We start from the raw sequence: 12697 nt of genomic DNA on the forward strand, positions 1-12697 counted from the left end.
CACTGGCAGACCCCGGCCTGTTGGGGATCAGCAGTGGCGCAGCCCTGTGTGTCGGGCTGATTATTGTGATGCCATTCAGTCTGCCGCCACTGCTGGCGCTTTACAGTCATATGGTCGGTGCCTTTATCGGCAGCCTGGCGATTTCCGCCATTATCTTCACTCTCAGCCGCTGGGGGCATGGCAACTTATCCCGTTTGCTGCTGGCCGGTATTGCGATCAATGCGCTATGTGGTGCAGCGGTCGGCGTGCTGACTTATATCAGTGATGATCAACAATTACGCCAGTTCTCCCTATGGAGCATGGGCAGTTTAGGTCAAGCGCAGTGGTCGACACTCATGGTAGCAGCATCATTGATTCTGCCCGCTTGTATGCTCGGTTTGCTGCAAGCACGCCAGTTGAACCTGTTGCAGCTAGGAGATGAAGAAGCGCACTACCTCGGTGTAAATGTAAAGCAAGCCAAACTGCGCTTGCTGTTACTCAGCGCGATTTTGATTGGTGCCGCCGTTGCCGTCAGTGGTGTGATTGGTTTTATCGGGTTGGTCGTTCCGCACCTTATCCGCATGCGGATCGGGGCAGATCACCGCTGGCTGCTACCCGGAGCGGCGCTGGGCGGGGCTTGTCTGCTATTGACCGCCGATACCCTGGCTCGAACCTTAGTCGCACCCGCTGAAATGCCGGTTGGGTTAATCACTAGCCTACTGGGTGGCCCTTATTTTCTGTGGCTGATTTTACGTCAGCGGGAGCAACGCAGTGGTTGATATAACAGATACCGCACGATTAGAAGCGAATCAGCTTTCCTACCATGTTCAGGGGAAAAAGCTGATTAATAACGTTTCGCTACACATTGCCAGCGGTGAAATGGTGGCCATTATTGGGCCAAACGGCGCGGGGAAATCCACTCTATTGCGCTTATTAACCGGCTATCTTGCCCCCTCTGAAGGTCACTGCCAGTTGCTGGGGAAAAACCTCACTAGCTGGCCGCCCCAAGCATTGGCCCGCGCCCGAGCGGTGATGCGCCAATACAGTGATTTGGCTTTTCCTTTCAGTGTTCGTGAAGTGATTCAAATGGGTCGCGCACCTTATGGAGCGGCCCATCATCGCCAGGCGCTGCAAGAAGTGATGGCACAAACAGACTGTCTGGCACTGGCGCAGCGGGATTACCGCGCGCTGTCCGGAGGCGAGCAACAACGGGTTCAACTCGCTCGTGTGTTAGCGCAACTGTGGCAACCTGAACCGACCCCGCGCTGGTTGTTCCTCGACGAACCGACTTCTGCATTAGATTTGTACCATCAACAACACACCCTGCGCCTATTGCGCCAGCTCACTCACCAAGAACCTCTGGCGGTGTGCTGCGTGCTGCATGATTTGAATCTGGCCGCACTCTATGCCGACCGTATTTTGCTGTTAGCACAGGGCGAACTGGTAGCTTGTGGCACACCGGAGGAAGTGCTCAATGCCGAAACACTGACCCGCTGGTATCAAGCTGATCTGGGCATTTCACGTCATCCGGAAAGCGCTCTGCCACAGATCTATTTGCGTCAGTAGCAGCCAACCTAAGGCTGGTGAGGTTGATGACAAAGTGCCCATAGCGGTGAAAACAGGCAGATCGTAAAGACGCCGTAAACCCGTCCTTGGGGGCTCGAGCCGCGCCATCCCTGGCGCGGACGCTTTACTCTTCTACCTGCCTTCACCTTGCAAGATCGAGTCGTCGAGGTTTGTCAACAGTCTGAGCCAGACTAAGGCTGGTTTTGCTTTTCAGCTACCTTAGGCTCATCCTCCGCCAACAATTCATAAATTGTCTTGCCCACTTTTTGCACGGCGCGTTCAATTTCAGCCGTCATCGGTTTGCTGTAACTCAACCGCAAACAATTGCGATATTTACCTGAAGCCGAGCTGATAAATCCGGCGGCTACCTGCACACCTAAGGGTAATAAGCAGCGATTAAGACGCAAGCTATCAAACCCATGTGGTAACTCAACCCACAGCATAAAGCTGCCTTGCGGCCGACTCAGGCAAGTATTCGGCGGGAAATACTTCATCACCCAACCAGTCATAATGTCACGGTTGCGTTGGTATTGGCGGCGCATCCGACGTAAATGCTGCATGTAATGGCCTTGTTTGATAAATTCGGCCATCGCCAGTTGTGGCAGTGAAGCAACCCGCCCGGCAGAAATATATTTCATATGCAGCGCTTTATCCAAATAGCGCCCCGGAGAAATCCAACCAATACGCAAACCCGGAGCCACCGTTTTTGAGAAGGAGCTGCACAGCAATACCCGGCCATCATCATCAAATGAGGCAATGGTCGGTGGGCGCGGGTATTGATAAGCCAGTGCGCCATACACATCATCTTCAATAATGGCGACATCATAGCGTTGGGCAAGAGTCAGCAGCGCCTTTTTGCGCTCATCCGGCATATTGTAGCCCAGAGGATTATTGCAGGTCGGCGTCAGTTGCACGGCCTTGATCGGCCATTGATCCAAAGCCATTTCCAAGGCTTCCAGACTGATCCCCACCACCGGATCGGTTGGGATCTCAATCACCTTCATGCCCATCCCTTTTAGGGTTTGCATCGCGCCATGAAAACTGGGGGAATCCACCGCCACAATATCACCGGGCTGGCAAACCGCGCCTAATGCAATAGCCAGCGCGCCATGGCACCCGGAAGTAATAATAATATTTTCAGCTGATTGATGATTACCGCTGTCGAGCATCAGGCGGGCGATTTGTTCACGTAATACTGGCGAGCCGTAAATATTGTCGTATTCCAGCACTTCTTCACTCTGATGAAGACTCACCCGGCTCAATAAGCGGCTGAGAATTTTAAGCCCAGGGCCAGACAGATCTGGTGAGCCGCCCCCCAGATGGATAACATTATCCAAATCGCTTTTTTGCAAAAACGCCAGTGTATTTTCCCACTGCGATATCTCGACCGGCCGCTGTGCATGGGTACAGGTTGCAGGTAAAGAGGGCAGATTTGAACTACAACGCACGAAATAACCCGACTTCGCCCGCGCTTCAATCAACAGGCACTCTTCCAGTTGCCGATACGCCTGCTGTACGGTGCTAATACTCACCCCATGCTCGTCACTCAAGAGTCTGACCGAGGGGAGTCGCTCACCTGCAACATACAGCCCTGCTTTAATCCGCTGACTAAGAATATCAGCCAGTTGTTGGTAACGAGTCATTGATATCACCTGGTAAATGAGTAATTTCTCTAAATAATTCGAGTTGCAGGAAGGCGGCAACTGAGCGAGTCCCCAAGAACTTACACAAGTAAGTGACTGGGGTGAACGAAGGTAACCAACATACATGCAGCTTGAAGTATGACGAGTAAAGCAGTACAGATGGAGCGAAATTGTACCATTCAGTTGATATATCGCATATCTGTATGGAAATAATAGTCCTAATTTGCATCTGTCATGTTTTGCACCAAAGCTTCATGCTAATGGCTCACCTACTGACGGGGAGTCGATGATGAATAATATAATTGAAGATCAAATAGATGAATGCTGCTCGTCAACTGTTAGAGCTGCAAAAAATCGCCAAAATATTTTTATTCAATTATGGCTAAAAGCATACAGATATTCGTATCAATGGAATGAGCGGCGTAAAGCAGCCAATGTCATGGCGAGATTGAATTCAGATCAGCTAAAAGATATTGGCCTGAGCCGAGAGGATATTAAGCGAGATTACAGCCGCCCATTTTGGCGCTGAGAAGAGGAATGCCATTGGATCCTACGGTGGCCCACCAATAAGGTGGGCCGCTAACAACAATATTTTTCTATTCAGCCTCTTTAAATCCTATCCGATATTTTATCTCCCCACAAAATATTATCTCTCAAGAGCTAATCAAATTGAGCATCATCATTATCTTCACTAAGTAATCATTACTATAAAATATATTATACATATAATTATTCTCAGTTTATACAAATGATTATCGCTAAATTTAATAATAATGATACTTATTTTAAATGTGAATACATTGAAACCAACGACCACAATGAGTAATGTTTATTTTTATAATATATATACTATATATGTACCATGAAAAGGAATCAAATCCATTAGGATATTAATTATTTTCAGACTATTATCGGAGGATACTTATGGATTGCGATGATAAAGTTAAAAAAATCCTTGGAATGAAGTTATTTGATCCTAGAATAAAACATCATATCTCACTGCATGATTATATGGCTTTAACAGTAAAAAGGATGCATGTTATTTTTCAGGAGGATTTGATTAATAATGACATGTGGCTCGGGCAAGCCAAACAATCAAGATTCGATGAGTTATGTCAAAACATTGCTATATTTGGTGCTTTCGATGTTTCATTGAGTATATCCATTGTTGCACATCTCATTGCTGGAAACGTGGTATTTACACAATCTGATACAACTCAAATGAATAAATATCATAATGAGATAATTAACCTACACCATATTTACTCCTTTTGTTGCACTGAAATAGCCTGTGGTACCAATTTGCATAATATAGAAACTACAGTCACCTACGTTCACTCACAAAAAAGGTTATTTCTCCACTCACCAACACCTGAATCCTGTAAGTTCTGGGTAGGTAACGCCCTTTATGCTGCAACTGTCGGTATGGTCTTGGCAAGGCTTATTGTCAATGGTTGTGATGAAGGGATTCACTGGTTTAGAGTACCATTGAGGGATAAAGAATATGGCACTTTATTTTCTGGCATAAGTGTTATGTCGTGTGGACCGAAAGGCGGTATTCATGGTTCTCAATTTGCCGGCATTCGATTTAATCAAGTGAGTTTACCGCTTGATGCAATGATGAAACGTTATTCCAGTATTTCTTCACAAGGGACGTTTTTAAGTCAGCATTCAAAACCTCAACGTTTTGCAAAAGCATTTGAAACTTTTTTACAAGAGCGTATTTTCCCATTGAGCGGCGGGAGTTTATGTGCATCAGTTGCGCTTTATATTACATTTAAGTTTTCTCAACATCGTGCTATCACACTGGAGCCTAATTATCAAACTCTGCTGATGCAACCGTTATTTTACCAAAGGTTATATCCAGAGTTACTAAAGGCATTCTCTCTGCGCATTCTAAATAACATTATCATTGGGCGCTTTAAAAAAAACTGGGATAATGAAAGCGCGCATAATGAATTGAAAATTTTAGCTAGCGCAGGAAAATATATTGGTTCATCATTAGGCTTAGATATTTTACGTAAATGTCGTATGATGTGTGGAGCGCTGGGATATCATCATTACAATCAAATAATTAGCATACAAAATGACTGTGAAGCAAATATAACTTTCGCCGGTGATAACTCAGTTATGTCCTACCAAATTGCCAGCTATCTAGTACAGCTAAATAAATTTGAAAATCAGAATATTGCTCCAACTAATATTGCACAAATTTTAGAAAAGAAAATAGTGGCAAACTGCCAAAAGCGTAAATTCACCCATACTGAAGCACAAGTGTTGAGCTATGCTTATGCGTTGGATCTTATTATTCAGGAAATACAGCAAAAAAATATTTTAGATAATGAAATATTACAAGAACTATGCAACAGCTTTTCTCATTACTTATCAGATACGACCGCTAGCTATTTTCTCAACCCCACAATTGAAAAGATAAATTACCTCATCAAGATACTCGCACCCCCATCAGAATTAATTACCGCACCTATTGTAAACTCTGGCTATGCAAAGCAATTTACTTCAGATATTTATAAATAAATGATATTAAAAATAATTTATTAATATCATTTGTTGAGGAGAGAATCATGAACATATATTCATCTAATTCAACAGAAGAGAATGACAGTGAAAGATCAAAAAAAATCAGAAGAGTAATTATTAATTATTGTAAAGACCTAAAGCTTCGTCATCCCATTCTAAAACACCAAGATATTTTAGGTTTTAGTATATTTATGGTAATTATAGTAACCATAGTGTCAAGTTCACTATTTTATCTATATGGCTATATTCCTTGGTGGTGTTGTTTGATCGTAAATACCTTATGTATTTCATTAGCACACGAAATTGAACACGACTTAATCCACAGTTTATACTTCAAAAAAAACCGTTTTATGCATAACTTTATGATGATAATGGTATGGCTTATTCGCCCCAGCACAGCTAACCCTTGGATTAGGCGTAAGGAGCACTTAAAACATCATCAACTCTCTGGAACTGAAGAGGATATAGAAGAGAAATTCTTAGGTAATGGACGACAATGGGGTCTACTGCGATTTCTTATGATGAGTGATTTAGTTGCAGCAGCGATTGTTTTAATGGTTAATACTAAATCATCATCAGAACGTTATAAATTACTTTCACTTTCTGCAAAATCATTTACCCCCTTTGCCGTAGTCTATTCATTAATATGGTATTCATTCTTACTCTTTCACTTACTTAGCCTTTTATTTTTATTAATGGGTAGCCCGATCCTCTGGTCCGAAACAACTATTAATATAATAAATTTCATTAATATATCAACCGTGATAATTGTTGGCCCTAATATGCTTTGGTCATTTTGCCTACACTTTATAACATCTAACTTGCATTATCATGGGGATAATGAACGTGGTAATGTAGTTCAAGAGACACAGATTCTAAATCCCTGGTGGCTCTGGCCAATGAATTTTTTCTGTGTTAACTTTGGCGGCACCCATGCAATACATCATTTTGTTGTTAATGAACCTTTTTATATAAGGCAATTATCAGCACCAGTGGCCTATAAAATAATGAAAGAAATGGGGGTTAGGTTTAATGATTTTGGCACTTTTCACCGAGCTAATCGGTGGGGGGAGAATATCATTAAATGAGAGTCTATTTTTTGTTGAGTAACATAAATAAGACAGCTAAATTCTCAGGATGTTATCCTGTTTCAAAACGCCAGTCTCGGGCCTATTAAGCGGGTCTGAGACTGGCGTTATTTATACTGATTAATTAGAAATCGTAGCCCACTGTCGCTTGTACTGAGCGCTCTGCGCCCCAGTAGCAATACGAAGTGTTATAGCAGGCGGCGACATATTTCTTATCTGCGATATTATTCACATTCAATTGAACAAACGCGCCTTTCAATGATGCTGCCCATGCTCCTAGATCAGCACGAACAGAGGCATCACCTAGCGTATAAGAAGGGACACGCAAGGTATTGGCATCATCCGCCCACTGCTTGCCAATGTAACGAATACCCGCCCCCACATTGATGCCGTAACCCGCTTCATATTGCGCCCACAGCGATGCCATATTGGAAGGTGCTAACACCGGTGTATTACCATCATTGCCATCAATGGCATCTTTGAATTTCACGCGATTATAGGTATAAGCCGCGATCACACTTAATCGGTCATTAATCTGACTTCTGGCTTCCAGTTCCAGCCCTTGTGAATTCACCTTACCTGCTGGCACATAATAAGTCGCCGGTACTGCACGGTTTGCCACATCATTTTGAGTCAGGTCATATAAGGCGGCGGAATAGAGAGAGGTGCTGCCCGGTGGCTGATACTTAACCCCCACTTCATACTGCTCGCTGGTCATCGGCTTCAGCAGTTTTTGCTGCGCATCCGGGAATAAACTTGGCGTGATAGCTTGGCTATAACTGATATACGGTGAAATACCACTATCGAAACCATACAGCAGTGAAGCGCGTCCGCTGGCGTGTTTATCGGTACGCTCATCGGTGCTATTGGCGGTCTTATCAATATTTTCCGTTTTCATCCGATCATAGCGGCCGGAAAGATTCAGGTGCCAATTATCCAACGTCATTTCATCTTGCAGATAAACGCCACTTTGTTGATAGCGACGATTTAAATAGGATGAATTAATGCCGGGCATGGTCAACGAATAATCGCGATACAACGTGCTGCCACCAGAAACGCCCGTGTAAGGATTCAGTGTCGTGGCATAAGCATTATCACTGCGCAAATTATTGCGGAACTGCTGGAAGTCCAGACCCAACATGACTTTGTGTTCAACTGCCGCCGTAGCAAAATCGGCTTCCAATTGGTTATCTACGGCAAAGGCATTGAGTGAAGACTCTTCTCCAGAGTAATAGCGGTTCATCAATGTTCGGTCGCTATTCCAGCCCCCTTGGTAAACTTGCTCTAACTGAGTATTGGAATGGGTATAGCTGGCGTTTTGGCGGAAAGACCAAACATCATCAAATTTGTGTGAAAATTCAGAGCTATAAATTTGCTGCCAACGTTTAAATACGTTGTGATTGCTTTCGCCATCAAAGAAGCCACGGCTTAACTTCTGCCCATAGATACTGCCATCAGCCGGTACCGCACTGTGGTAACCGCCGGAAGGGTCTTTTTGCAAATTGGCGCGCAGTAATAACGATGTATTTTCATCGGGTTGCCACAATAATGATGGGGCAATCGCATAGCGCTCTTCGCGCTGATGGTCATACATAGTGTCACTGTTACGGGTTATCCCGGTCAGGCGAAATGCCCAGTGCTCAGATATCGCATCGGTATAATCAAATGCTGCAACTTGCGTATTGTTATTGCCGCCGGTCAGGCGGAAATGGCCTTCAGAAGTAAACTGCGGGCGCTTGGAGGTCATCATCACCACGCCGCCGGGGATGCTCTGGCCGTATAACGCTGAAGATGGGCCTTTGATAACATCAATACGCTCGAGGAACCACGGGTCCACTTGCAGCACATTATAACTGCCGCCATCACTGAGTAGGCGTAACCCATCAAGGAAGGTATTGTTCACATCGCCGCCATGGAAACCACGTAAGGCAATCGTGTCATAACGGGTCGCGCCACCCGAAAAACCGGTGAAAACGCCCGGTGTGTAATTCAACGCCTGATTAACCGTCGCTACGTTTTGATCGTCCATCTGCTGGCGGGTAATCACAGATACCGCTTGTGCGGTCAAAATTAGCGGCTGATCGGTTTTGGTGGCCCCCTTGGTGGTTTTGGCGGTGTAGCCCAAGGTGGGTAAATCGGCCTCGTGACCTGCTTTAGCCGTCACTTCTATTGTATCGTCGGCAATGGAGGCTAATGGAATAAACATAGCCAGTGAACATAAAATAGCAGAGCGCTTTATAATAAAAGCCGAGAGCATGGTTATCTTCCCCAGATAAAGTAGATGGTTATTTATCAGCATCCCTTGCCATTTTCGCCTGGCGAGTACCCCACCGGTGCGCCACGTATCGTGGGTCCTTAAGTGCAGCGCACAATCTATTAAATGAGAGTAGTAATTACAATGATAATTATTATCTTTAAGAATTGATTTAGGGGAGTAATTATCGGAGTAAGATTATTCCGTAACTCGCAAGGTATGCCACAATGACTCTAAGGTAGGCATAACTACACTAATAAATGGGTTAATTGTGGCACTCACATTCGGGCTGATAGGTTTTATGAAAAAGAATGGGTACGTTGTTTCATCTCGATATTATCCCCTACTCTGTCTGTTGCTGACGCTTATTGGCGCGTCACTGGTGGCGATATCAACGACAGGTTCGGCCTTTGCCGCGACAGCATCAGACACCTCGACTGAAAGCAGTGAAGAACCGGCGAAACCGGCAGTATCTGTACAATTAATTAGCTTGCAAAAACAGCTAGATAAACTAAAACAGAGTGTGTCTGTCAGTACATCAGACAATCAGTTAAGTGCGCTGAATGAAACGGCATTGACGCTAGTTCGGGATGTTGACATCCTGCTCGCTGATTTAAAGCCCAAGCGAGAACAACTGCAAACACAGTTGGATGTTTTAGGCCCGCAGCCGGCTGCCGGTACTCTGACAGAAACCCCGATAGTGGCCCAACAACGCCGAGCGCTCAACACCCGTAAAGTCCAGTTAGAGGGCCAGAATGATCAAGCTCAGGCCATTAAGACCAATGCGGAAAACCTGGCAACACAGATTATTACGTTACGGCGAACCACGCTGAAATCACAAATTGCCTTAAATTCCGGCAGCATTTTGGGGGCTAAATTTTGGGCACCTATCGTCAATCCCAATGTCGATGATGACCAGCGGCTGAAGGATTTTCTGCAAGAGTTGGCTGATGCCTGGAATGCAGCTTGGGAACCCGAATGGCGCACCGGTACAGCAATGTACCTGTTGCTGACACTATTGATCGGTGCATTTGGCTTTAAGCTTCTCGACAACCTAACCGCCTGGTTTTGTAGCAAGTGCCTGCCTCAAGGCCCATTACGCCGCAGTTTTATGGCCTCAGCGACCACCTTGTACACCGTGCTGATTACCGTCACCATGGCGCAATGTATCACCCAGACATTCACTCGCACGCCGGATGTCTCGCAGGTGGTGATGGACTTTTCGCTGGCGTTTGTTCAGCTTATGTTTTTCTCTGCATTAGTCGCAGGCCTCGGACGAGCGTTCTTATCCAACCAGCGCCCCTCTTGGCGTTTACCCGCCATTGCTGATGAAGTCGCCGCCTCTCTCAAGCTGTTCCCCCCTTTATTAGCCAGTTGCATCATGATTTTTGGTGCCATTGATCAAATGAACAACATGATCAATATCAGTGTATCGGGAACGATTTTTGGCAATGGAATATCGGCGCTCTTAGTGGCTCTTACCGCCGCGATTATTCCATTACGTGCCAACCGAATACGGCGTCATTTAATGGTCAATGGTGAAAAACCTGAAGCTTATTCCACCTTAGCCGGATTGATTCACTTGGCCATCGGTATTACTGCAATCGCCATATTATTATCTTTATTGGTGGGATATATCGCACTGGCGAAATTCTTAAGCTACAAACTGGTGTGGAGTTGCCTGGTTCTGGCCTGTTTGTATTTACTGACACATCTCTGTGTTGATTTGGCGGAGAGTCTATTTTCACCCACCAGCAGTGCCGGTAAAGCTATTAAACAATCGCTGAACATAGACGATCGGCATTTAGCGCAAGCGGCAACACTATTATCGGCCACCAGCAAAGTCACCCTCATATTGCTGGCGATTATTGCTTTGCTCAATGGCACCTTTGGTTCTACCACCCCGATTTCACTGCTGCAAAAGGCGATGGAGTTATTGAGTGGTGAGGGGCTGGAAAAACTCAATATCGTTCCCACTAACCTGCTTAATGCGGTTATTTGTTTGCTGGTTGGATTATATGTACTCAAGGCCGCGCGGCGTTGGCTCAATAATGAATTTTTGCCAAAAACCCAGATGGATACAGGGATAAAAACCTCAGCAGTCACTCTGTTCAGTAATATCGGTTATGTGCTGGTCATCCTGGTGACTTTATCAGTGCTCGGTATTCAGTGGAATAAATTAGCCTGGATTGTCAGTGCATTATCAGTGGGTATCGGCTTTGGCTTGCAGGAAATTGTGAAGAACTTTATTTCCGGCATTATTTTGCTCACCGAGCGGCCGGTAAAAGTGGGAGATTTAATCAGTATTAGTGGTGTTGAGGGGGATATTCGGCGTATTAATGTCCGCGCCACAGAAATCCAACTTAGCGACCGCTCGACAGTTATCGTGCCAAACTCTCAATTGATTTCACAGAATGTGCGTAACGCTACGATGGCTAATGCGCAAGGGGTGGTCACTATTGCCCTGACATTCCCACTGGATTTAGATGTTGAACTGGCACAAGCGCTGCTGATAGAAGCTTATGAAGAACACGAATCGATACTCGATACCCCCGCTCCCTCTGTGAAATTCAGTCAATTAAGCCCAGACGGTATTGTCCTCAGTGTCACGGGTTTGGTGCCTAGCCCTCGCATGGTCAGTAATACCAAAAGCTCGTTGTTATTCAGTATATTAAAACGACTTCGAGCTGCAGGTGTGTCTCTGGCGGTGGCAACAACCCCAAGCCCACCCACAGTAAATTAATTACGGCTTGATACAGGGTTCAATAATGGTAACGACAAGCTGCAATCAATAAATCATCACCGGAAACCTCGTAAACAAGTCTGTGCTCCTCTGTGATCCTCCGTGACCAGAATCCTGCCAGATTATGTTTAAGGGGTTCCGGTTTCCCCTTTCCCTCAAATGGTGTTCTTTGAATATCTTTAACTAACTCATTAATACGCTTAAGGATTTTTTTATCTGTTTGTTGCCAATACAAATAGTCTGCCCAAGAATGACTAGAAAATGTAATTCTCACTCTTCAAGTTCCCTTTGCACCCCTTTTCCTGCCCTCAGCTCTTCAATTGAGTCCATTAAATGTTTGGCATTTGCTGGTGAACGCAGTAAATAAGCGGTTTCTTCCAATGACTCATATTCTTCAAGTGACATTAAGACGCAAGAAGTCCCATTTTGACGGGTGATGAGAATGGGGGCTCGATCCTCAACAGTTTGCACCATAGTTGCCGATAAGTTCTGACGCGCTTCACTATAACTTATTGTTCTCATAGAGATAACCCTCACTTATTCTGAATTCTGTCATCTATTATAAGTGAGGCAATCCGGATAGACAATAACTTGTACAATGATGGTTTTGAGTAGGCCGATGAGATACGGAAGGTCATTCCGTATCCCTATATCCGTACTGTTACTTCGCCGGACTCAGGCTAAACACTTTTGGATTGCGCCCTAACCATTGGGCAGCTAAGGCATTAACCTGCTCAAGTGTGACCGCTTTCACTTGCTGCTCTTCTTGAGCCAATAAAGCAAAGTTGCCATCGTCGCTGGCAACTTGTGCCAGTGCATCAGTCCAATAACTGGCACTGCTACGGCTGGCATCTTGCTCGATCCACCAGGCTTTTTTCGCTTTATC

The 12697-nt window shown here is 45.1% G+C and carries 11 protein-coding genes; 6 read left to right on the top strand and 5 right to left on the bottom strand.

The window, feature by feature from the left end:
* Both ACNSO8_RS07680 and ACNSO8_RS07685 read left to right on the top strand, forming a co-directional pair.
* Positions 1-758 (top strand): FecCD family ABC transporter permease (locus ACNSO8_RS07680; RefSeq protein ID WP_418394304.1); only part of this gene is annotated, 758 nt, incomplete at its 5' end.
* A 1-nt stretch (position 759) separates the two neighbouring features.
* Positions 760-1545, top strand: a complete 786-nt coding sequence (locus ACNSO8_RS07685) for a heme ABC transporter ATP-binding protein (RefSeq protein ID WP_418394310.1) — start codon at positions 760-762, stop codon at positions 1543-1545.
* 191 nt (positions 1546-1736) lie between these two features.
* Here ACNSO8_RS07685 and ACNSO8_RS07690 read toward each other — a convergent pair whose 3' ends face one another.
* Positions 1737-3188: a PLP-dependent aminotransferase family protein gene (locus ACNSO8_RS07690; protein ID WP_418394305.1), complete on the bottom strand. Its 1452-nt coding sequence runs from the start codon at positions 3186-3188 to the stop codon at positions 1737-1739.
* 289 nt (positions 3189-3477) lie between these two features.
* Here ACNSO8_RS07690 and ACNSO8_RS07695 point away from each other — a divergent pair, with 289 nt between their 5' ends.
* The 3 genes from ACNSO8_RS07695 (at position 3478) to ACNSO8_RS07705 (ending at position 6814) form a co-directional block, all read left to right on the top strand.
* Complete coding sequence (locus tag ACNSO8_RS07695) at positions 3478-3717, top strand: DUF1127 domain-containing protein (RefSeq protein WP_221869510.1); 240 nt, start codon at positions 3478-3480, stop codon at positions 3715-3717.
* Between the two features lie 395 nt (positions 3718-4112).
* Complete coding sequence (locus tag ACNSO8_RS07700) at positions 4113-5723, top strand: hypothetical protein (RefSeq protein ID WP_418394306.1); 1611 nt, start codon at positions 4113-4115, stop codon at positions 5721-5723.
* A gap of 47 nt (positions 5724-5770) precedes the next feature.
* Entirely contained in the window at positions 5771-6814 is a 1044-nt protein-coding gene (locus ACNSO8_RS07705) for a fatty acid desaturase (protein WP_418394307.1), read from the top strand.
* Positions 6815-6938: 124 nt separating this feature from the next.
* Here the strand turns inward: ACNSO8_RS07705 and ACNSO8_RS07710 are convergent, their stop codons facing one another.
* Positions 6939-9071, bottom strand: coding sequence for a TonB-dependent siderophore receptor (locus ACNSO8_RS07710; protein ID WP_418394311.1), 2133 nt, complete (start codon positions 9069-9071; stop codon positions 6939-6941).
* 298 nt (positions 9072-9369) lie between these two features.
* Between ACNSO8_RS07710 and ACNSO8_RS07715 the strand changes: the two genes are divergently transcribed.
* The gene (locus ACNSO8_RS07715; RefSeq protein WP_418394308.1) at positions 9370-11811 is read left to right on the top strand and encodes a DUF3772 domain-containing protein; all 2442 of its coding nucleotides are present in this window, start codon (positions 9370-9372) and stop codon (positions 11809-11811) included.
* A gap of 19 nt (positions 11812-11830) precedes the next feature.
* Here ACNSO8_RS07715 and ACNSO8_RS07720 read toward each other — a convergent pair whose 3' ends face one another.
* The 3 genes from ACNSO8_RS07720 to ACNSO8_RS07730 form a co-directional block, all read right to left on the bottom strand.
* Positions 11831-12085, bottom strand: coding sequence for a Txe/YoeB family addiction module toxin (locus ACNSO8_RS07720; RefSeq protein WP_075338747.1), 255 nt, complete (start codon positions 12083-12085; stop codon positions 11831-11833).
* Entirely contained in the window at positions 12082-12333 is a 252-nt protein-coding gene (gene yefM, locus ACNSO8_RS07725) for a YoeB-YefM toxin-antitoxin system antitoxin YefM (protein WP_075338748.1), read from the bottom strand. Before yefM ends, ACNSO8_RS07720 begins: the two co-directional genes overlap by 4 nt.
* Before the next feature lie 139 nt (positions 12334-12472).
* Positions 12473-12697, bottom strand: a 225-nt coding sequence (locus ACNSO8_RS07730; protein WP_418394309.1) for a hypothetical protein, incomplete at its 5' end; no start/stop codon positions are given.

The organism is Yersinia sp. LJYL362, assembly GCF_048323875.1.